This window comes from Arthrobacter sp. TE12232, from assembly GCF_054062615.1.
Genome location: NZ_JBSSFK010000001.1, coordinates 2,765,654 through 2,784,731, shown reverse-complemented (window position 1 = coordinate 2,784,731; position 19,078 = coordinate 2,765,654). Strand labels below are relative to the sequence as shown.

Sequence of the window (19,078 nt, the reverse complement as noted above, 5' to 3'; positions counted from 1 at the left end):
TTCTCAAACAACAACCCCGTACCACACACCCCACACACACAACCCACACGGGCCGAACATGCATGATCGATGCAGCCAGGAAACCAGAAACACAAGTCCCGGAACAATCACGGCCAAAGCCGCAACCACCCGGTCCTGTTGTCTCAGGACCCAACAGTGTGCCAAACACTACCCCGCAGTCCACACCGGCGAGCGTTCCAGAACAGGAACCCCCGAAGGGACCCCGTTCGTACTTGCTGCCGGCACGTGCCGCCAGGCACCTATTTGTTGATATTCCACCCGTGAGCACCCGCCGCAGAACTTGCGTCTGCGCAACGGGCGTACTCCTGACAACCCCGCCACACTCAAATGCATGAGGCACGGTGGTTGTAGGCGCTCCTTAGAAAGGAGGTGATCCAGCCGCACCTTCCGGTACGGCTACCTTGTTACGACTTAGTCCCAATCGCCAGTCCCACCTTCGACAGCTCCCTCCCACAAGGGGTTAGGCCACCGGCTTCGGGTGTTACCAACTTTCGTGACTTGACGGGCGGTGTGTACAAGGCCCGGGAACGTATTCACCGCAGCGTTGCTGATCTGCGATTACTAGCGACTCCGACTTCATGGGGTCGAGTTGCAGACCCCAATCCGAACTGAGACCGGCTTTTTGGGATTAGCTCCACCTCACAGTATCGCAACCCTTTGTACCGGCCATTGTAGCATGCGTGAAGCCCAAGACATAAGGGGCATGATGATTTGACGTCGTCCCCACCTTCCTCCGAGTTGACCCCGGCAGTCTCCCATGAGTCCCCGCCATTACGCGCTGGCAACATGGAACGAGGGTTGCGCTCGTTGCGGGACTTAACCCAACATCTCACGACACGAGCTGACGACAACCATGCACCACCTGTGAACCGGCCCCAAAGGGGAAGGACTGTTTCCAGCCCGGTCCGGCCCATGTCAAGCCTTGGTAAGGTTCTTCGCGTTGCATCGAATTAATCCGCATGCTCCGCCGCTTGTGCGGGCCCCCGTCAATTCCTTTGAGTTTTAGCCTTGCGGCCGTACTCCCCAGGCGGGGCACTTAATGCGTTAGCTACGGCGCGGAAAACGTGGAATGTCCCCCACACCTAGTGCCCAACGTTTACGGCATGGACTACCAGGGTATCTAATCCTGTTCGCTCCCCATGCTTTCGCTCCTCAGCGTCAGTTAATGCCCAGAGACCTGCCTTCGCCATCGGTGTTCCTCCTGATATCTGCGCATTTCACCGCTACACCAGGAATTCCAGTCTCCCCTACATCACTCTAGTCTGCCCGTACCCACCGCAGATCCGGAGTTGAGCCCCGGACTTTCACGGCAGACGCGACAAACCGCCTACGAGCTCTTTACGCCCAATAATTCCGGATAACGCTTGCGCCCTACGTATTACCGCGGCTGCTGGCACGTAGTTAGCCGGCGCTTCTTCTGCAGGTACCGTCACTTTCGCTTCTTCCCTACTGAAAGAGGTTTACAACCCGAAGGCCGTCATCCCTCACGCGGCGTCGCTGCATCAGGCTTGCGCCCATTGTGCAATATTCCCCACTGCTGCCTCCCGTAGGAGTCTGGGCCGTGTCTCAGTCCCAGTGTGGCCGGTCACCCTCTCAGGCCGGCTACCCGTCGTCGCCTTGGTGAGCCATTACCTCACCAACAAGCTGATAGGCCGCGAGTCCATCCAAAACCACAATAAAGCTTTCCACCCCCCACCATGCGATGAGGAGTCATATCCGGTATTAGACCCAGTTTCCCAGGCTTATCCCAGAGTTAAGGGCAGGTTACTCACGTGTTACTCACCCGTTCGCCACTAATCCCCGGTGCAAGCACCGGATCATCGTTCGACTTGCATGTGTTAAGCACGCCGCCAGCGTTCATCCTGAGCCAGGATCAAACTCTCCGTTGAAGAAAAACAGACACAACATGCGCCCCCGGGAAAACGGGATGCACACGCTGCACAAAATTTGAAACCAGCTAAAAACACCAGACCACACCACGGGGTGGCGGGCCCGGCACATTCAACCAATTCAATACAATACATTGGTATCAACAAACTTGGCACACTATTGAGTTCTCAAACAACAGACACACCCGGCACCACCACAACCAACAAACAGTCGCGGATCGCTCCGGAGCAACTTTTCAAACTTACCCGAGTCCGGACCGCTTTGCAAATCAACGTTTCCGCGACCCGCAAACCATCCAACCCGCCCCACCCAACCCGGAGCGCACAAAACGCCGACCAGATCAGGCCTTGAAATTTAGGGGATTGGCCGCCTCCGGTTCCCAGCATTTCCGCTGGTCTCCCTCGCGGCGACTTAGAAAACAATACACCCACCACGCCCCCACCGCAAACCCACCCCCACAGCACCCCAAAAACCCCGCCGGCGCGGGCCTAAAACGGTCGCCAGGCACCCAACCGGGCGCCCCGGCGTCGCAAATGACGGTTGTGCGCTGCGTCACCGCGGTGCGGGCATGGACGAAGGGCGCGCCACGGGCTGTTGGTGCGGGCCGTTAACGCAAGAAGGGCCGGCAACCAAACGGTTGCCGGCCCTTCTCAAGCCACTGGCTTCAGGAGTGCTGAATTACCAGGAAGACTTCGTGATGCCCGGGAGCTCACCGCGGTGAGCCATGTCGCGGAAGCGAACACGGGAGATGCCGAACTTCTGGAAGGTACCGCGCGGGCGGCCATCGATGATGTCGCGGTTACGCAGACGTACCGGGGAGGCGTTGCGGGGCAGCTTCTGCAGGCCGAGGCGTGCAGCTTCGCGTGCTTCGTCGGTTGAAGCGGGGTCAACCAGAGCCTTCTTCAGTTCGAGGCGCTTTGCAGCATAACGCTCGACGATGACTTTACGCTGTTCGTTCTTAGCGATCATTGACTTCTTAGCCATGTGTTTAGCGCTCCTCTCGGAATTCGACGTGCTGGCGGATTTTGGGGTCGTACTTCTTCAGAACCAGGCGGTCCGGGTCGTTACGACGGTTCTTGCGCGTCACGTAGGTGTAGCCCGTGCCCGCGGTCGACTTCAGCTTGATGATCGGACGTACGTCCTTGTCCTTTGCCACTAGAGCTTCACTCCTCGTGCCAGGATGGCGGCGACGACTACGTCGATGCCACGTACGTCGATGGTCTTGATGCCACGAGCAGAGACCTGCAGCGTGACGTTACGGCGCAGGGACGGAACCCAGTAGCGCTTCTTCTGGATGTTCGGGTCGAACCGGCGCTTGTTGCGACGGTGCGAGTGCGAAATGCTGTGTCCAAAGCCCGGCTCGGCTCCGGTCACCTGGCAGTGTGCTGCCATGACGACTCTCCTCAAAAAATAAATGAAACGGCTAGCGGAGTTCCCACTGACCGTGCGATGGGCGGCGTCCGCATCCAGCTCCCGCCCCAATCACCAGATCCGCAGGAATCTGAAGCCGGCGCAAACCGGCTGATTTCCTCACTGCGGCAAAGATTGTGGGCCACGGGCACCGGGCGGTCGCGGTCCGTGGGACAGCCAATGCGAAGTGCCGGGATGCTGGGCGAATACAGGAATGCGCGCAACTTGAGCCCCTAACTACCGGCCGCCACGACCGTCGATTTCTCAGACGAGTCCTGCCAACCGGAGCAATTGCACACGCTCCGCGCCACCTAGCGCCTACCAAGTCTACGAGTTCGACTAATTAAAGACCAATCCGCCGCCATGTGGGGTACCGGAAAATGCCCGCCGGGGCTCCTGCGCAAAGAGGGGAACCGCTCCAGGTCATATGCCGGACGAAGCATTTTCACAGCCAAATGATAGGCAGGGGGGCGACTCTGGATACATGAACACACAACTTCTGACGACCCGTCCCGAGGTTCGCCGCAGCTCTCGTGGCTCCGTGAACCCCTTTAAGGGGCAACATCGGCGGCGGTTGCTGAGAGCGGATCTGCTGACTGTTCTCTTTTGGGCGTCCCTGGCGGGCGCCATCGCTTTGTGGCTGGCCGACGGCGGAGCATCCGGATTCTCGACTCCCGCCGGTTCCTTCACCGCACTGGGGATTGTGGCCGGTCTCGCCGGCATGGACCTGGTGCTCCTGATGCTGCTCCTGGCCGCCCGGCTTCCCTTCATTGACGGCGCCGTCGGCCATGACCGCGCCTTGGAGTTCCACCGCAAGCTGGGCAAGCCGGCCCTGTACCTCCTGCTGGCGCACGGGATCCTCATTGCGATCGGCTACGGCATGGCCGAAGGGCTGGATCCCGTCACTGAGGCCGTGAACTTGTGGGTCCAGGTCCCCGACATGTGGCTGGCCTACATCTCCATGGTTCTGTTCATCGCCGTCGTGGTCACTTCCCTGGTGGCCGTCCGGCGCCGGTTCCCTTACGAGTTCTGGTACGCCGTCCACCTGCTGACCTATGCCGCAGTGCTGACGTCCATCCCACATCAGTTCAGCGTCGGAGGCCTCTTCGCACCGGGCACCTGGCAGCGCTGGTACTGGCTGGCTGCCTGCATCGGTACCGGCGCAGCGCTCCTGCATAACCGGGTTCTGGAGCCGATTGTGGCCACTACCCGGCACAAACTTAGCGTCAGCCGCGTTGTGCAGGTGGCCCCCGGCGTCGTCAGTATTGAGATGACCGGGCGTCACCTTGACGAACTGACGGGCGCCGGCGGCCGGTTCTTCATCTGGCGGTTCCTCGCTCCCGGCATGTGGTGGCACCCGCACCCCTTCAGCCTCTCCGCGGAGCCCGTCCAGCTCGGCGCCAGCGGCTCCCTGCGGATCACGGTCCGCAACCTCGGCAGGGGCTCGTCCCAGTTGGCCCGGCTGAAACGCGGCACAAAAGTGGCCATTGAAGGCCCCTACGGACTCTTCAGCACCGCGGCCAGGAGCCGGAATCACGTCGTGATGATCGGTGCCGGCATCGGGATCACCCCTATCCGGGCGCTGCTGGAAAGCACACCTTTCAACCCAGGCGACGCCACCGTCATTCTGCGTGGCCACAGCGAAAAGGAGCTGTACCTGGGCAAAGAGATCATGGACCTTTGCCAACGCCGGGGCGCGACCCTGTACCACCTCACCGGGCGCCGCCCGGCGGGCGTCGAGACGTGGCTTCCCGCCGACGCCACCCGTTCGGGATACCGGCTGGGGAGCTACGCACCAAACATCGCCGAGGCCGACGTCTACGTCTGTGGACCGGCAGCCTGGGCCCAAAACGTCCTCAAAGACGCACGAGCAGCAGGCGTGCGGGAAGAACAGCTTCACTACGAAAGGTTTGACTGGTGAGAATTCGCGCAGCAGTTTCAGCAACCCTGGCTTCGGCCGGAATCCTCCTGGTCGGATGGCAGTCCGGCAGCCACGTGACGGAGGCGGCAGGTTCGTCCATCGGCACCTCCGCCGGAACGACCGGATCGACCGGCGCGTCTGCCGCCACGGGCAGCGGGTCCGGGAGTAGCTCCGGCACAAGCACCTCCGGGGCAGCTTCCGGAAGCGGGACAACCGGATCCACCGGTTCGACGGAAACCACCACCTCAGCGGCCGGCGCCGGGAATGGCGGAACCTTCGCCGGCTCCGTGAGCCAGACCCGCTTCGGGAACGTCCAGGTGCAGATCACGGTCAGTGGAGGGAAAATCACCGATGTAACGGCCCTCCAGCTCACGGATGAAGACCGGAGGTCCGTCGCCATCAGCAACCGGGCGGCGCCGCTGCTGCGATCGGAAGTGCTTCAGGCCCAGTCCGCGAACGTGCAGACCATCGGCGGTGCCACGGTGACCAGCGACGCGTACCTCTCCTCCCTGCAGGCGGCCCTCGATGCAGCCCACCTCTAAGCTGGGTGGTTCGGCCTTGAAGGCCAGGACGTTTGGCTCCATGGGAACCGTCATCAGTCTGACCGTTCCTGCCGGGGCCGCCATCGCCACCGGGGGAGGGGCCGGCGTCGCCGACCACGAACTCGACGCCGCCGTCGCCGCCGTCGAACGGGTGTTTGCCCGGCTGGATGAATCCTTCAGCCTGTACCGCCCCGCTTCCGAGGCCAGCAGGCTGGCCCGCGGGGAGCTTTCGCTTCGGGAAGCGTCCGCCGGGATGCGGGACCGGTACGCGGATGCCGTGGGCTGGCGGCTCATGACGGAGGGTGCGTTCTCACCGGAACGGCCCGACGGCGTGCTGGACCTTTCCGGGCTCATCAAGGGCTACGCGATCGCGCAGGCAGGCGAGACGCTGCAGTCCCAAGGGATCACCGACTGGTGCCTGAACGCCGGGGGCGATGTGCTGGTGATGGGCTCGCCCGTTCCGGGCAGCGGAGCCTCCTGGGCGGCAGGGGTGGTTGACCCGCAGGACCGTACGGCTCTGCTTTCCGCGTTCGAGCTGGGCGGCCCCGGCGCCCGGTGCGCCTTGGCGACGTCGGGTTCGGCGGAGCGGGGTCACCACATCTGGACGGCCGGCGCCGGCGGCGCGGAGTTTACCCAGGTCTCCGTCGCCGCGGCGGACATTGTGACGGCCGATGTGCTGGCCACGGCGATCGTCGCGGGCGGCACCGCGATGCTGCACCGGGCCACGGACGGCTGGGAAATCGATGTGCTCGCCGTCCGCCGCGACGGGGAACTGCTCGCGACGCCGGGATTCCGCGCCTGAACTGCCGGGTCTTCCCCTTAGAGACGCGTGAGCTGGCCGTACTTCGGCTGCAGACCGTCCCCGGACGACTTGCCGGTGACGCGCCGGACAACCCACGGGCCGGCGAATTCACGGACCCAGCGGGCGTTGGCGCGGATGGCGTCCGCGCGGCCGAGTTCCGGCACCGGCGTCATGGGCGGGACGTCAATCGAGTGTTCGTGTTCCAGGACCGTCAGGACCCGCTTGGCCATGTTCGCGTGGCCGGCGGCGGACATGTGCATCCGGTCCGTGGCCCACATGCCCCAGTCGTAGTATTCGCTGAAGCGCCAGTAATCGACCAGTAGGGCACCGTGGTCGCCGGCGATTCCGCGCACCAGTTCGTTGTAGATGGCGGTGCGGCCGCGCATGGTGCCGAATATCTTGGAGCCGCGCGCGTCGAAGCCCGTGAACATGACCACGGTGGCGCCGGTGGCCGCGAGCTTGCGGATCCCGGCGTCGTATTCCACGAGCAGGTCATCAATGTCGATCTTGGGCCGGAGGATGTCATTGGCGCCGGCGTAGATGCTCACCAGGGTGGGCTTGAGTGCGACGGCGGCGTCCACCTGCTCGGCCATGATCTGGCGCAGTTTCCTGCCCCGGATGGCGAGGTTCGCGTAGCCGAAGCCCGGATCGGCGGTGCCGAGCTGCTCTGCCACCCGATCCGCCCAGCCCCGGACGCCGTTGGGACGGGTGGGGTCGTCGTCGCCGACGCCTTCCGTAAACGAGTCTCCAAGGGCTACATAGCGGGACGTGAAATCCATGAACCAAGTCTGCCAGCAGTTGCCGCAAGCAACAAAGACGGCGGCGCGTCCAGCTTCCGCGCTCAATTGTCGCGCTTAGTTGTCGCGCAGGATCCAGTGATCGTCGTCGAGGCGGGCGACGATATTCTCGCCGATACGGGCCAGGTCCGCGACGTCTTTGGGGCTCAAGGCGTCGAGGAAGAGCGACCGGACAGCCTCCACATGGCCCGGAGCGAGCTTCACGATCGTCTCCATGCCGGCGTCGGTCAGGTGCGCTGTGGTGACGCGGGCGTCGCCGGGGTGCGGGCGGCGCTCAAGCCAGCCGCGGTTCTGCAGCTTGGTGACCACGTGGGAGAGCCGGGACAGCGAAGCGCTGGTGCGCGCGGCGAGCTCGCTCATGGGCAGGAAATGCCCCTCGGCCTCGGAGAGCATCGCCAGCACGTTGTAGTCGAACAGGGACAGCTTCCCCGCGGCATGAAGCTGGGTGTCCAGGGCGGCCGGCAGCAGCGTAGTGATGCTCAGCAGGGCCAGCCAGGCCCGGCGTTCGTCGGCATTGAGCCAGCGGGGTTCGGTCATGGCTACATTCTAGGAGACTTGAAGCTTGACGATTCAACTTCGGCCGGGGATTCCCGGAAAAGTTCCGCCCTGTCCGCGACCCGCTACCGGTAGGCTGGCCGCATGTACGTAGTCTCCCTGACATACAAGGTCCCCGACGACATTGTGGAGTTCCACCTCCCGGCCCACGTCACGTGGCTGCAGGCGGCCTTCGATGAGGGCATCTTCATGGTCGCCGGGCGCAAGATCCCACGCACCGGCGGCCTGCTGCTCTCCAACGCGGACAGGGAAAGCCTGGACGCCGCCCTCGCCAAGGACCCGTTTTATGTCAACGGTGTGGCTGACTTCGAGGTCATGGAATTCCACGCCAACAGGGTGGCCCCCGGCTTCGAAAACCTGCTGGACAGCTGAGTCGAGGCCGGCCCGGAGCGCGGGCCGGGCGTCTGCCGGGATCCGGCCTAACCGCCGTCGCGCTGCGCCTGCAACAGTTTCTTCAGGCCGCCCTTCCGCGGGACCTTTACGGGTTCCGCCCAGCGCGGCCGAAGCTGGTCGCCGAGAGTGACCCCGCGAAGCTTCCGTCCGAACAAGGGCAACACCCAGTCGCGCACCCAGCGGCGCTGCCGGCGTTCCCACTCGCGCAGGCCCTGTTTCACCGGCGGCTCCCATTGCTTGGGCTTGATCGTATGGGGCACCCCAAGATGATCCAGGACCTGCGCGGCAAGGTATTTATGGCCCGCCTTGGACATGTGCAGCCGGTCCGAATCCCACATCCGCGGGTCATGGAATGCGTCGAAGCACCAGTAGTCCACCAGTACCGCGCCGTAGCGGCCGGCGATCTCGCGGACCCGCTCGTTATAGAAGGCGTTGCGCTTCTTCAGCGGCTCAAGGAGCGCGGAGACCTTGACGTCGAAGCCGGTGAACAGCACCAGCGTCGCCCCCGTGCCCGCGAGCGCCTCCACCAGGGACTCATAGTCCTGCATGAGGGCCGCAATGTCCGTGCCGAAATCCAGGATGTCGTTGCCGCCCGCGTACAGCGTAATGAGCGTCGGCTCCATGGCCACGGCGGGTCCGAGCTGTTCGGCGATGATGTGGCGCAGCCGTTTGCTGCGGATGGCCAGATTGGCGTACTGCCACCCCGGCTGCGCCTTGGCCAGTTTCTCCGCGACCCGGTCCGCCCAGCCCCGCACGCCATTGGGGAACCGGGGGTCATAGTCGCCCACACCCTCGGTGAAGGAATCGCCCAGGGCAACGAACAGCCGCCGGCCCCCCGTACCCGAACCAAGAATGTCTCCAACCACGCGTCCACGGTAGCCAGTCCATCCGGCCATCAGGGAACAGCGGGGTTAACAGGCGGGTGTCATTCGCCCCAGGCAGGCCGGTGCAGGCACTGAATGGGTCACGCGGGCGGCCCGGATCTGGCGGGCACAGGACCGTACCGAGCCCGCAGAGGGACGGCGGCCTCCAGGAGGATCCCCCGCAGCCAGTCCTTGAACGGGTCCTCCGCGAGCCACGGGTTCCAAACCATGTCGATGCCCAGGGTTTGGATGGGGAAGGGGAACTCCTCCATGCGCAGGTCGAACCGGCCCTCGAATGCCAAGCCGACCTGGTACCGATGGACCGCCACCCCGCCGGCCTGGGCGATCAGGTGGGGAATGAACAGGTAGTCGGACACGCGTTGCCGGACCGTGTACGGCACCCTGCGCTCGTCGAGGATTTCGTAGGGCCGCAGGCGTTCCGGGGCCGCGTCCAGCACCACATGGGGCACCGTCTCCAGGAGCTCCAGCGCGCTGGCCTGCCGCGGTGAGTCCCACGAAGTGACGACGACCCAGCGGTCGTCGTACAGGCGCTCCCGCGGATACGGCGTGGCGAACGTCTCGGGGAGCAGAATGACGTCCGCCGCATCGTCCGCGAACACCGCGATGGTCGGCGAGGACGTGGTTCGCAACCGCAGGACCGTGTTCGGCGCACGCTCGGCCAGCAGCCGGGTGAGCGCGCTGCCGATGACGAACGCGGTGCTGTTGGTCATTGCCACAGTGATCAGGCGCTCGTCGGTTGCGGGGTCAAACGGGGCGGCATTGACGAGCCGGGCCGTCTGCGTCAGCGTCTGGCGCAAAGCCGGCAAAAGCTCCGCGGCCCGCGGCGTCAGTACCATTCCGCGCCCCTGCCGCACGAGGAGTTCGTCGCTGAGCATGCGCCGCATGCGTGTCAGCGCATGGCTCATGGCCGGCTGCGACAGACCGATTCTGGCCGCAGCGTTCGTCACCGACCGCTCGTCAAGCAGCGCCAGGAGTGGCACCAGGAGGTTGAGGTCGACCGAAGCCAGCCGGGCCAGCTCTCCGTCCATCCCGGATCTTCCCAAGCTACCGGGCATGACTCGCCGGGAAAACAGCGTGCAGCGGACTCAGCTGCTGGATGCGCGGGTCCGGCAATGCGAGGTCGAGGGCCTCCACATACGACACAAAACTGTCTTTCGCATTCCAGGTCATTTCCGGCTTCATTGCCATTGCACACCTCACTTGTCGCACGCCGCTTTTCCGGCGCGTGGCCCAGCCTACCCGGCCATTCATACGATGCATATCAAGGATGAGCATTATTCATTTGTGAACATGCTATGCAGCTGGGAAACTCAACATACGCTCTGGTTGTGATCCACGCCACCGTTTTCAAAGGAGAAAGCCATGAAGATTGTCCTCGATCGACCGCGCTGCGAAGGCCACGGCCTGTGCGAGGACGTTGCCCCACAGCTGATGCACTTGGACGAAGAGGGCGAACTCGTGCTGGACATCGAGACGGTCGACAACGACGTGGAACCGGCAAAGGCCGCGGTTCGCGTCTGCCCGGTTGCCGCGCTGCGGCTGGCATGAGCATGGCACTGAAACGCATCGTCGTCGTCGGAAATGGCATCGCCGGCCTTACCGCGGCAGACTCCCTGAGGGCGGCAGGCTTCGACGGCGATATGACCATCGTGGGCGACGAACCCCATGCACCGTACAGCCGCCCCGCCCTGTCGAAGGCTGCCCTGCTGGACGCCGACGACATGACGTCCCATCAGCTGCCGGCGTCCACCCACGAGGCATTGGAGGTCCGGGGCGTGAGCGCGACGGGGCTTGATGCCGACCGGAAAGTGGTGCACCTCGACGATGGCAGCGGCCTTCCGTACGACGCCGTGGTCATCGCCACCGGCTCCCGGGCACGCCTCCTCGGGACCGGCCCCAAGACCGGGGGAAATGCAGGCCGCTGCGACGGCGAACTGACGCTGCGCAATCTGGAGGACGCGCTGACTCTGCGCCGCCGGCTCACGAACCGGCCGTCCGTCGTCGTCATTGGTGGAGGCGCCCTGGGCATGGAGATCGCCTCCGGGTGCCTCTCCGCGGGCTGCGAGGTAACCCTGGTGGCTCATGATCGTCCGCTGACCAGACAGCTGGGCCCGTACTTGTCCGGTGTCTTCGTGGCCGCTGCCCGCCGCCACGGGCTCAAGCTAGCGCCGTCCCACGCGGTCGAACTGCGCAGCACCGGTGGGCGCACGGCCGACGGGCGTCCGCTGGTTGTCCTCGCGGACGGTTCAACCATCGAAGCCGAACTCGTGGTCAGTGCCGTAGGAGATGCCCCCAACGTCGAGTGGCTCGCCTCCAGCGGCCTACTGACCAACGGCCGGCTCGAAGTCGACGCCCGCGGGCGCGTCCGGCCCGGCATCATCGCCGCAGGAGACGTGGCCGCGTTCCCGACCAAGCACGGCATCCAGCGCGTTCCCCTGTGGACCAGCGCCATCGAGCAGAGCAAGGCCGCGGCCCTGGCTCTCGTGCGGGGTGATGAAGCACCGGAGTTCGACTTCCAGCCCTACTTCTGGACCGAGCAGTTCGGCCTCAGCCTGAAGGCGAGCGGCTTCCTGCCCTTAGCCGGTGCCCCTGAGTTCCTCGAAGGCGATCCCGCCGGCGGCCCTGCCCTCATGCGGTGGTCCCACGACGACGACTCGGGCACCGCCGTCGCCATCAACAAACGGATCCCCATTCCGAAGTTGCGGCGGCTGAGCGATACCGCGCCCCTGGTTGCGTCGCCCACTGCCTGAGATGATGCGGGCGCGTCAGTTGGAGAACGGCAGACCACCCTGCGGGCTGGTCCGGGTTCTTGCAGTCGGCTGGACAGGAATCCAGGGCTTTGCAAGGATGGGCTCTCCGGATAAACGGACCCGGATGATCAGAACCGGGGAACTCTTGGAACGGGGGGGTGAGCATGCGGATCGCGACGATCACCGCTGCCACGGTTAGCGGGGTGGCCGCTGTGGCCTGCTACGCGCCCGCGCTGCTGCCGGCCCTTTCCGAACAATCCCGTCCCGCTGCTGAATCACCACGCGGAGACGCCCGGTCCTAACCGGAGTCGCAGGCTGGCAGTCGTCTGCCCCCGTTCCGCCTTGGCGCGCAGTAGGCCCGCCCGGGCGGCACCTCTTCGATTCCGAAAGTTTCCGTCATGCAAAAAATCACGCCGCAGCAGATCCGCTCGTCCTTCATCAACGCGAGCCGGTCGGAAGCCGCGAAACTCAATCTGCCCAAAAACTTCGACACCCTGGACTGGGAAAAGCTCGACTTCCTGGCCTGGCGGGACGAGAAGATGCCCCTGCGCGGCTATCTCGTGGTGCCCGGGATGAAGGGTCCCACCGGAATCATGCTCCGGGCCCCTGAAGGCGGGGCCAAGAAGAATCGCTCCGTGCTCTGCGAGCTGTGCCGGGATGTGTTCTCCAAGGACGATGTCCTGCTCTGGGTGGCCAAGCGCGCAGGGCAGTCCGGCCGCAACGGCAACACCCTGGGCACCTTGATCTGCGCCGAGTTCCTCTGCTGCCGTAATGTCCGGGTGGAGCCTCCGGCCAACGAGATCAATCCGGACCCCGCCGCCGTCGTGCTGCGGCAGATCGACGGGCTGGCGGCCCGCGCCGCCCAATTCGTGGAGCGCGTACAGGGAAGGTAGCGACGGCACAAGCAACGCGGGGTCACCTGCGGCCCGGAATTATGGACCGTAAGTGAACCCGCGTCGCTGGAAGGCCGGGCGGTGCGGCCGCTACGCGGCGGCCTCCGTGCTGGCGGCGTCGCGGTCCAGGATCCGGGCCGCCGTGGCCCGACCCATCCGGACCGCGCCGTCCACATGCTGGTAGCCCTCGGCTGCAAGGTCCGAGGACGCCCAGTAGATGGGTCCCACCGGGGTGAGCTGGTCCGCGCCGTAGCGGTGCAGGCCGCCCAGATCGTAGCTGGAGGCGAAGGCGCCGCGGGTCCATTCCTCGGAGGCCCAGTCGGACTCGTAATACACCACCGGTTCCAGGGTTTTCGGGCCCAAGGACTCCGCCATGGCCGAGAGGATCACCCGGCGCCGTTCCCCGGCGTCGAGGGCGAACATCGCGTCTGCCTTCTCATCCGGCACGAAGGCCACCAGGGTTCCGCGCGGGTCCTCGTGATTGGTGTTGTCGTAGATTTCCTGGACCACCAGATCGGGACTGAAGCAGGTGCCGGAGAGGCCCTCTTCGCGCCAGAACGGCGCCTCGTAGACGGCGTGCACCTTGATGACCAGGCCCAGCGACTGGTGCTGGTGCATCTGGTGCTGGCGACGGGGCAGCGGCGGGTCAAAACTCACGCGCGAGTACAGGTTCGGCGGCACGGCCATGATGGCGTACCGGGCGTTCACCGTGGCCCGATCCGAGACGGCGGTGACGCCGTTTTCGTCCCAGCGCAGGGTCCGCACCGGGGACTCAAGGACGACGTCGTCCCCCAGTGCGGCGGCGATGGTCTCCGACACCAGCTGCATCCCTCCCACCACGCGCTGGTCCAGCAGCAGGTCCTCGTCCACCAGGTTCGAGAATGAGCCCGCCGATGCCGCCATCAGGACGGCTTGCAGGGCGGAGAAGGAGTGCGCCGGCTTGGTGAGCATGCCGCCGGCCAGAAAGTGGCCGATGTTGGCGCAGGCCTCCTCGTCGTCAGAGAGCTGGCGCATCCAGTGATGCAGCGAAACTGTGTCGAGTTCGCGCGCCCGGGGGTGCGCCCACGGCTCCGCGGCGCCGATCTCGGCGGCCAGCTCATCCAGGATGCCGATCAGCCGGCGCATTTCGGCCTCCGTGCGCTCGGACACCGGGAACATCTCCCCCGTGTAGAGGCTGCGGGTGCCGTCCGGGGCGACGTAGACAGACTGGCCCTCACGGTAGCGGCTGAATGTTTCCAGGCCCAGCTCGCCCAGCAGGCCTTTGAGTGCCGTCTGGTCCGGTGATATCCACTGGCCGCCGATTTCGAGCATGGCGCCGTCAATGGTGCTGGTCCAGGTCCGGCCGCCAACCCGGTCACGGGCCTCCAGCACGGCAACCGTCAGGCCCGCCGCTTTCAGGTCCCGGGCGGCGTTGAGACCGGCCGGGCCGGCACCGATGATGACAACATCGCGTTCAATACTTTTCACTGTCTGCTCTTTCGTTGGTGCGTTAGTTGACCGCTGCTTGCCGGGCACTGCCGGCCCGCAGCTTGGCGGCGACGTCGATCGCGTCGCCGGCCGGCGCCGTCGATTTGGCGTCCGGGCGGGCCAGCAGGAGGTAGAGGAGGCCGGTGCCGGCCACAACGGCAAGGCCGATCAGGACGGTCCAGTCGGTGACAAAGACGCCCGTGGAGCCGGGCCAAGCCAGCAACACCATGGCAAAGATGCCGTAGGCCAGGGCCGCGACGTTGATCGCGAACCCTGCGGCGCCCAGGCTGAACGGCCCGGCAGGACGCCAGCCCTTGAGCCGCTGGCGCAGGGAGGCGAGCACCACCGACTGGAACGCAATGTAGATGCCCAGCACGGCAAAGGAGGTGATCTGCGTGAGCAGCTCGTCGGACCCCAGATAGATGATGACGCAGATGGCCAACGGAATGCTCGCGGCGACGATGAGGGCGTTTGCGGGGACCCTGGCGGTGCCGGAAACCCTGGAGAGCCAGCGGTGGCCGGGCACCATGCCGTCACGGGCAAAGGAGAAGATCAGCCGGCTGGCCGCTGCCTGCAGGCTCAGCACGCAGGACAGGAAGGCCGTGATCGCAACCACCAGGAAGATCTTGGCACCCACCGGCCCGAGGGCCGATTCCAGGATGGCGGGGATCGGGTCAGGATCCTGGCCGTTGACGATTTCCTGCAGGTTGGGCGCCGCCAGCACATAGCCGCCGAAGGAGAACAGAGCCGAGACGCCTCCGACCACAATGGTCATCATCATGGCCCGCGGGATCCGCCGCGCCGGACTGGCGACTTCCTCCGCCACGTCGCCACAGGCTTCAAAGCCGTAGAACAGGAAGAGCCCGGCCAGGGCGGCCCCCATGAAGGCGTGCAGGTAACTGCCATCGCCCTCCACCCCCATCGAGTCGAAGAACACGCCGAAGCTCTGCTTGCGCTGGAAAATCAACAGGTAGAGGCCGACGGCGATCACGCCGATCAGCTCGGAAGCCAGCCCGATCCGGGCCACCCGCGCCATCGTCTTGGTACCGGTGAAGTTCAAGGCCAGCGCCACAACAAGGAGCAGTACCGTCAGGCCAAGCGTGGTTTCCCGGGTCACCTCAACCTCGAACAGGCTGGCCAGGAAGCCACTGCCGAATTCGGCCACCGCGGTAATGGTGACAATCATGGCCCAGATGTAGACCCAGGCGGCCATCCAAGCGTAGCGCCGGCCCCACAGCCGCCTGGTCCACGGATAGATGCCGCCGTGGATGGGGTACTGCGAGACCACCTCGCCGAATACCAGAGCCACCAGCATCTGTCCCGCCCCCACGATGAAAATCCAGAAAACCGACGGCGGGCCGCCGGCCGCCATGGCGATCGCGAAGAGGGAGTACACCCCCACCAGCGGTGAAAGGTAGGTGAATCCGAGGGCGAAGTTTGCCCAGAGGGACATGGACCGGTCAAAGGAATCCTGGTAGCCCAGGACGGCAAGGTGCTCACTATCGTTGAGCTCGGTGGTACTGCGTGATTCGGTAGACATGGTTTCCTTCCGACGACATTGGCGGGAGTTGCTGGTGGGGGTGCCGGCCGGAGATGCCGGTGGTTTCCGGGTGCCGGGGGCTCGCGGGGCGGCTTAACCGATGTAGCTCATGACGTGCTTGATCCGGGTGTAGTCCTCCAGCCCGTACATGGACAGGTCCTTGCCGTACCCGGAGTGCTTGAATCCGCCGTGGGGCATCTCGGCCACCAGCGGGATGTGGGTGTTGATCCAGACGCAGCCGAAGTCCAGGCGCTTGGCGAACTGCATGGCCCGGGTGTGGTCCTTGGTCCACACGGAGGAGGCCAGCCCGTAGTCGACGTCGTTGGCCATGGCCAGGGCTTCGGCGTCGGTGGAGAACTTCTGCACCGTGACGATGGGGCCGAACACCTCGCTCTGGACGAGTTCGTCGTCCTGGTTAAGCCCGGACACCACGGTGGCCTCGTGGAAGTAGCCCACCCCTCCGTGGCGTTTGCCGCCGACTTCAACGGTGGCGTGTTCCGGCAGCCGCTCCAGGAATCCGGCGACGCGCTGAAGATGGTCGGCGCTGCTGAGCGCGCCGTACAGGATGCCGTCCTCGGCGGGGCCGCCGGTCTTGGCGTTGCGCCGCACTTCCTCGGCAAAAGCAGCCACGAACTCATCGTGGATGTCCTCGTGCACGAGCAGCCGCGTGGCCGCGGTGCAATCCTGGCCGGCGTTGTAGAACGACGCCGGGACGATCCCCGCCACGGCGGTGGCGATGTCGACGTCGTCGAACACGATGACCGGGGCTTTGCCGCCCAGCTCGAGGTGAACGCGCTTGACGTCGGCGGCGGCCGCTCCGGCCACCTCCATGCCGGCCCGCACGCTGCCGGTGATGGACACCATTTCCGGAGCCTCGTCGGCCACCAGGGCCTTGCCGGTCTCACGGTCCCCCAGCACCACGTTGAACGCGCCGGCAGGGAGGAATTCGCTGGCCAGTTCGGCAAACAGCAGGGTGGAGCTCGGTGTGGAATCGGAGGGTTTGAGGACTACGGTATTACCCGCCGCAAGCGCGGGAATGACCTTCCATGCGGCCATCATCAGCGGATAGTTCCAGGGGGCCACCTGGCCGATGACGCCGATGGGCTCGCGCCGGATCGAGGAACTGTGGTCCGCGAGGTACTCGGCGGTGGCGCGCCCTTCCAGGGTCCGGGCTGCGCCGGCGAAGAAGCGGATCTGGTCCACGAGTACGTCGATCTCATCCGGGACAATCCCGGCCCGGGGCTTGCCGGTGTCGGCGCATTCGAGGTCGGCCAGTTCCTCGGCCCGGGCCTCGACGGCGTCGGCAATGTGCAGCAGCGCCCGCTGGCGCTCTGCGGGAGTGGTTTCGCTCCAGATTTCAAACGCCGCCGCGGCCGCCGCGTAGGCGGCAGCGACGTCGGCGGCGGTGGAAACGGGCGTTGTGGCGATGACTTCTTCGGTGGCCGGGTTGTGGATCTCCAGCCGGCTGGTGGCGGCCGAGTCAACAAACTGGCCGTTGACGAAGTTCCGCAAATTCCGCACGCTCATGTGGTTCCCTTCAATGAATTGGGTGGCCGGTCCGCGCCGCGAACCCTGCCACGATGTGACCTGGTTCACGGCCACATGGTGAGACTACACCTTATTCATCTGAAATGGGATGTTTAAATTATTGAGCTGTGCGCACCAGGACTTTCAGGTTGGTTCCGGGGCAGGTGATGGCGCCGGTCCAGGCCGGGCCCGCATCTGCGGCGGCAAGAGTGCCCACGGGAAGTTGCGGATCGGTGGACACAATCACCCGGCCGGCGGCGCTCACCAGAGCTGTCGGGGCGCCCACGGCGCGCATCAGCGGGAGGGCGTCCCGCTCCAGCCGGCGCACCAGGACGTCCGCGCCCACCACTCCAGCCATGGATCCGCCGACGACGACGGGCGCGGTGAGCGTGAGGATGTAGTCGCACGTGCACAAGTGGTCCACATACGGGCCCGTGATGTGCCGGGCACCGGTGGCTTCGGGAACCCGGTACCACTCCAGTGCGCTGAGGTCCCGCAGATAGTCGGCGTACTCGCGCGACGCCAGATCCAGCTGGCTCGGCTCGGTGGTGGTACCGAGGATCGGATTGTCCTCCAGCGGGCCCAGCCACCAGGCGAAATGGAGGCCCTTCCCGCGCACCACGCCCGGTGCCGCGATGAATCCGGCGCCGATCAGCAGCGGGTCGGCGGCCGTGAGTTCCGGACCGACCATAGCGTACACGGCGGGATCGATCTCTCCCGCACCCCAGGCGGTTGAGGCTTCGACCCGGCTGCGCCAGTGGTCCAGGGTTCCGAAGACGCCGTTGAACAACGCTCCGATGGCCGCGGCGCAGTTGCGCGCCCGCGCCTGCACGGAATCCGCACTGTGGTTCTCAGCCATCGGCTGCTGCTCCTTGCTCAAGACGTTCCTTGGCTGCCAGCAGCCAGGCGGAAAGGTCGCTGATCTGTGCCCGGACCGAGGCGCGGGCCGCGGCGGCGTCATGGGCGGCTATCGCCGCGGCGGTGCGTTGGTTTTGCGCATAGACCCGCGCCCGCATGACCGGGTCGGTCAGGCACAGCCACAGCATGGGGCCGAACTCGGCCTGGAGGCGGATCTGCTCGCGCACCAGGCGCGGCGACTGGCTGACGACGGCGATCTCGAGGTAGAAACCGCCGGCGTTCCGGCCGGAATCGCTGGCGGAGCTGAAGTCGGCATCGCGAAGCCAGGCGGTGAGCCGTTCGGCTTCATCGGTGGACGCGAGCTCGGCCGCCCGTTCCGCGCAGCCGGCGGCCAGCGTGCCGAAATAGACGGCGAGGTCGGCGATCTCCACCTGCGAAAGTCCGCGCAGCCGGGCCTGCAGGAGCCTTTCCGGCGTCTGTTCGGTGGCCAGCACAAAGCTGCCGCCCTCGCGTCCGCGCCGGGTCTCCACCAGCCCGGCCTCGCGGACAGCCCCGAGCGCGTCGCGCGCCGTCACGAGGGCCACGCCAAAGCGCTTGGCCAGCTCGGCCTCACTGGGCAGCCGGTCACCGGGGGCCAGCACGCCGAGCAGAATGGCATCGGTCAGCCGCTGGGCCACTTGCTCGGACCTGCCGGCGCCGGTCAGCTGGGCGAAGACGGCGGCCCGGGCCCCGCGCGACGGCATGGCGGCGGATGGTTCCTGGCTCACCGCGGCGCCTGCGGACAGCCGCGTTCCGGGCTGGCCGGAACCGAAGGATCTGCTTCCATAG

The 19,078-nt window shown here is 65.5% G+C and carries 20 protein-coding genes and 1 rRNA gene; 7 read left to right on the top strand and 14 right to left on the bottom strand.

What is annotated here, in order from left to right:
• Positions 1-383: 383 nt before the first annotated feature.
• The 4 genes from ACVWZ7_RS12390 to rpmB form a co-directional block, all read right to left on the bottom strand.
• Positions 384-1,910: ribosomal RNA gene (locus tag ACVWZ7_RS12390) — 16S ribosomal RNA — on the bottom strand.
• 679 nt (positions 1,911-2,589) lie between these two features.
• Positions 2,590-2,895 (bottom strand): 30S ribosomal protein S14, encoded by a 306-nt coding sequence (gene rpsN / locus ACVWZ7_RS12385; protein ID WP_011693742.1) that lies wholly within the window; start codon positions 2,893-2,895, stop codon positions 2,590-2,592.
• Positions 2,896-2,899: 4 nt separating this feature from the next.
• Positions 2,900-3,067 carry a 50S ribosomal protein L33 gene (gene rpmG, locus ACVWZ7_RS12380; protein WP_003798558.1) on the bottom strand — a complete coding sequence of 56 codons (168 nt, stop codon included), beginning with the start codon at positions 3,065-3,067 and terminating at the stop codon, positions 2,900-2,902.
• A complete protein-coding gene (gene rpmB, locus ACVWZ7_RS12375) occupies positions 3,067-3,303 on the bottom strand; it encodes a 50S ribosomal protein L28 (RefSeq protein ID WP_011693744.1) in 237 nt (78 codons plus the stop codon). The genes rpmG and rpmB overlap by 1 nt, the downstream gene beginning before the upstream one ends.
• 502 nt (positions 3,304-3,805) lie before the next feature.
• Here rpmB and ACVWZ7_RS12370 point away from each other — a divergent pair.
• The 3 genes from ACVWZ7_RS12370 to ACVWZ7_RS12360 are packed head-to-tail and all read left to right on the top strand — an operon-like array spanning position 3,806 to position 6,586.
• Positions 3,806-5,242 carry a ferredoxin reductase family protein gene (locus ACVWZ7_RS12370; protein WP_456508008.1) on the top strand — a complete coding sequence of 479 codons (1,437 nt, stop codon included), beginning with the start codon at positions 3,806-3,808 and terminating at the stop codon, positions 5,240-5,242.
• On the top strand, positions 5,239-5,784 hold the full coding sequence (locus ACVWZ7_RS12365; RefSeq protein WP_344367383.1) for an FMN-binding protein: 546 nt from the start codon (positions 5,239-5,241) through the stop codon (positions 5,782-5,784). The genes ACVWZ7_RS12370 and ACVWZ7_RS12365 overlap by 4 nt, the downstream gene beginning before the upstream one ends.
• Positions 5,768-6,586: an FAD:protein FMN transferase gene (locus tag ACVWZ7_RS12360; RefSeq protein ID WP_456508007.1), complete on the top strand. Its 819-nt coding sequence runs from the start codon at positions 5,768-5,770 to the stop codon at positions 6,584-6,586. Before ACVWZ7_RS12365 ends, ACVWZ7_RS12360 begins: the two co-directional genes overlap by 17 nt.
• 17 nt (positions 6,587-6,603) lie before the next feature.
• On the opposite strand, the gene ACVWZ7_RS12355 is transcribed toward ACVWZ7_RS12360, so the two are convergent.
• Both ACVWZ7_RS12355 and ACVWZ7_RS12350 read right to left on the bottom strand, forming a co-directional pair.
• Entirely contained in the window at positions 6,604-7,365 is a 762-nt protein-coding gene (locus tag ACVWZ7_RS12355; RefSeq protein ID WP_456508006.1) for an SGNH/GDSL hydrolase family protein, read from the bottom strand.
• Positions 7,366-7,440: 75 nt separating this feature from the next.
• On the bottom strand, positions 7,441-7,920 hold the full coding sequence (locus ACVWZ7_RS12350; RefSeq protein ID WP_456508005.1) for a MarR family winged helix-turn-helix transcriptional regulator: 480 nt from the start codon (positions 7,918-7,920) through the stop codon (positions 7,441-7,443).
• Positions 7,921-8,022: 102 nt separating this feature from the next.
• Between ACVWZ7_RS12350 and ACVWZ7_RS12345 the strand changes: the two genes are divergently transcribed.
• The gene (locus ACVWZ7_RS12345; protein WP_344367381.1) at positions 8,023-8,310 is read left to right on the top strand and encodes a YciI family protein; all 288 of its coding nucleotides are present in this window, start codon (positions 8,023-8,025) and stop codon (positions 8,308-8,310) included.
• 47 nt (positions 8,311-8,357) lie between these two features.
• On the opposite strand, the gene ACVWZ7_RS12340 is transcribed toward ACVWZ7_RS12345, so the two are convergent.
• The 3 genes from ACVWZ7_RS12340 to ACVWZ7_RS12330 all read right to left on the bottom strand — a co-directional run bounded on the left by ACVWZ7_RS12340 (position 8,358) and on the right by ACVWZ7_RS12330 (position 10,490).
• Positions 8,358-9,197 carry an SGNH/GDSL hydrolase family protein gene (locus ACVWZ7_RS12340; protein ID WP_344367380.1) on the bottom strand — a complete coding sequence of 280 codons (840 nt, stop codon included), beginning with the start codon at positions 9,195-9,197 and terminating at the stop codon, positions 8,358-8,360.
• Positions 9,198-9,295: 98 nt separating this feature from the next.
• Positions 9,296-10,243 carry a LysR family transcriptional regulator gene (locus ACVWZ7_RS12335; RefSeq protein ID WP_456508004.1) on the bottom strand — a complete coding sequence of 316 codons (948 nt, stop codon included), beginning with the start codon at positions 10,241-10,243 and terminating at the stop codon, positions 9,296-9,298.
• A gap of 16 nt (positions 10,244-10,259) precedes the next feature.
• Positions 10,260-10,490 carry a hypothetical protein gene (locus ACVWZ7_RS12330; protein WP_456508003.1) on the bottom strand — a complete coding sequence of 77 codons (231 nt, stop codon included), beginning with the start codon at positions 10,488-10,490 and terminating at the stop codon, positions 10,260-10,262.
• Positions 10,491-10,577: 87 nt separating this feature from the next.
• Between ACVWZ7_RS12330 and ACVWZ7_RS12325 the strand changes: the two genes are divergently transcribed.
• The 3 genes from ACVWZ7_RS12325 to ACVWZ7_RS12315 all read left to right on the top strand — a co-directional run bounded on the left by ACVWZ7_RS12325 (position 10,578) and on the right by ACVWZ7_RS12315 (position 12,858).
• Complete coding sequence (locus ACVWZ7_RS12325; protein WP_116766644.1) at positions 10,578-10,763, top strand: ferredoxin; 186 nt, start codon at positions 10,578-10,580, stop codon at positions 10,761-10,763.
• A gap of 2 nt (positions 10,764-10,765) precedes the next feature.
• A complete protein-coding gene (locus ACVWZ7_RS12320) occupies positions 10,766-11,965 on the top strand; it encodes an NAD(P)/FAD-dependent oxidoreductase (protein ID WP_456508002.1) in 1,200 nt (399 codons plus the stop codon).
• 398 nt (positions 11,966-12,363) lie between these two features.
• Positions 12,364-12,858 (top strand): FBP domain-containing protein, encoded by a 495-nt coding sequence (locus ACVWZ7_RS12315; RefSeq protein ID WP_456508001.1) that lies wholly within the window; start codon positions 12,364-12,366, stop codon positions 12,856-12,858.
• A 90-nt stretch (positions 12,859-12,948) separates the two neighbouring features.
• On the opposite strand, the gene ACVWZ7_RS12310 is transcribed toward ACVWZ7_RS12315, so the two are convergent.
• The 5 genes from ACVWZ7_RS12310 to ACVWZ7_RS12290 form a co-directional block, all read right to left on the bottom strand.
• Complete coding sequence (locus ACVWZ7_RS12310; RefSeq protein WP_456508000.1) at positions 12,949-14,325, bottom strand: flavin monoamine oxidase family protein; 1,377 nt, start codon at positions 14,323-14,325, stop codon at positions 12,949-12,951.
• Positions 14,326-14,347: 22 nt separating this feature from the next.
• Entirely contained in the window at positions 14,348-15,865 is a 1,518-nt protein-coding gene (locus ACVWZ7_RS12305; RefSeq protein WP_344367373.1) for an APC family permease, read from the bottom strand.
• Between the two features lie 93 nt (positions 15,866-15,958).
• A complete protein-coding gene (locus ACVWZ7_RS12300) occupies positions 15,959-17,392 on the bottom strand; it encodes an aminobutyraldehyde dehydrogenase (RefSeq protein WP_456507999.1) in 1,434 nt (477 codons plus the stop codon).
• 118 nt (positions 17,393-17,510) lie between these two features.
• Positions 17,511-18,251, bottom strand: coding sequence for a cache domain-containing protein (locus ACVWZ7_RS12295; RefSeq protein ID WP_116766649.1), 741 nt, complete (start codon positions 18,249-18,251; stop codon positions 17,511-17,513).
• Positions 18,244-19,017, bottom strand: coding sequence for a FadR/GntR family transcriptional regulator (locus tag ACVWZ7_RS12290; RefSeq protein WP_456507998.1), 774 nt, complete (start codon positions 19,015-19,017; stop codon positions 18,244-18,246). Before ACVWZ7_RS12290 ends, ACVWZ7_RS12295 begins: the two co-directional genes overlap by 8 nt.
• Between the last annotated feature and the right edge of the window lie 61 nt (positions 19,018-19,078).

Bases quoted from the DNA above. Each gene is read 5' to 3' on its own strand.
- ACVWZ7_RS12330 (WP_456508003.1), bottom strand. From the start codon at position 10,490: ATGCTCATCCTTGATATGCATCGTATGAATGGCCGGGTAGGCTGGGCC.
- ACVWZ7_RS12325 (WP_116766644.1), top strand. From the start codon at position 10,578: ATGAAGATTGTCCTCGATCGACCGCGCTGCGAAGGCCACGGCCTGTGC.
- ACVWZ7_RS12360 (WP_456508007.1), top strand. From the start codon at position 5,768: ATGCAGCCCACCTCTAAGCTGGGTGGTTCGGCCTTGAAGGCCAGGACG.
- ACVWZ7_RS12300 (WP_456507999.1), bottom strand. From the start codon at position 17,392: ATGAGCGTGCGGAATTTGCGGAACTTCGTCAACGGCCAGTTTGTTGAC.
- ACVWZ7_RS12315 (WP_456508001.1), top strand. From the start codon at position 12,364: ATGCAAAAAATCACGCCGCAGCAGATCCGCTCGTCCTTCATCAACGCG.
- ACVWZ7_RS12345 (WP_344367381.1), top strand. From the start codon at position 8,023: ATGTACGTAGTCTCCCTGACATACAAGGTCCCCGACGACATTGTGGAG.
- ACVWZ7_RS12350 (WP_456508005.1), bottom strand. From the start codon at position 7,920: ATGACCGAACCCCGCTGGCTCAATGCCGACGAACGCCGGGCCTGGCTG.
- ACVWZ7_RS12305 (WP_344367373.1), bottom strand. From the start codon at position 15,865: ATGTCTACCGAATCACGCAGTACCACCGAGCTCAACGATAGTGAGCAC.
- ACVWZ7_RS12370 (WP_456508008.1), top strand. From the start codon at position 3,806: ATGAACACACAACTTCTGACGACCCGTCCCGAGGTTCGCCGCAGCTCT.
- rpmB (WP_011693744.1), bottom strand. From the start codon at position 3,303: ATGGCAGCACACTGCCAGGTGACCGGAGCCGAGCCGGGCTTTGGACAC.
- ACVWZ7_RS12355 (WP_456508006.1), bottom strand. From the start codon at position 7,365: ATGGATTTCACGTCCCGCTATGTAGCCCTTGGAGACTCGTTTACGGAA.
- rpsN (WP_011693742.1), bottom strand. From the start codon at position 2,895: ATGGCTAAGAAGTCAATGATCGCTAAGAACGAACAGCGTAAAGTCATC.
- ACVWZ7_RS12320 (WP_456508002.1), top strand. From the start codon at position 10,766: ATGGCACTGAAACGCATCGTCGTCGTCGGAAATGGCATCGCCGGCCTT.
- ACVWZ7_RS12295 (WP_116766649.1), bottom strand. From the start codon at position 18,251: ATGGCTGAGAACCACAGTGCGGATTCCGTGCAGGCGCGGGCGCGCAAC.
- ACVWZ7_RS12335 (WP_456508004.1), bottom strand. From the start codon at position 10,243: ATGGACGGAGAGCTGGCCCGGCTGGCTTCGGTCGACCTCAACCTCCTG.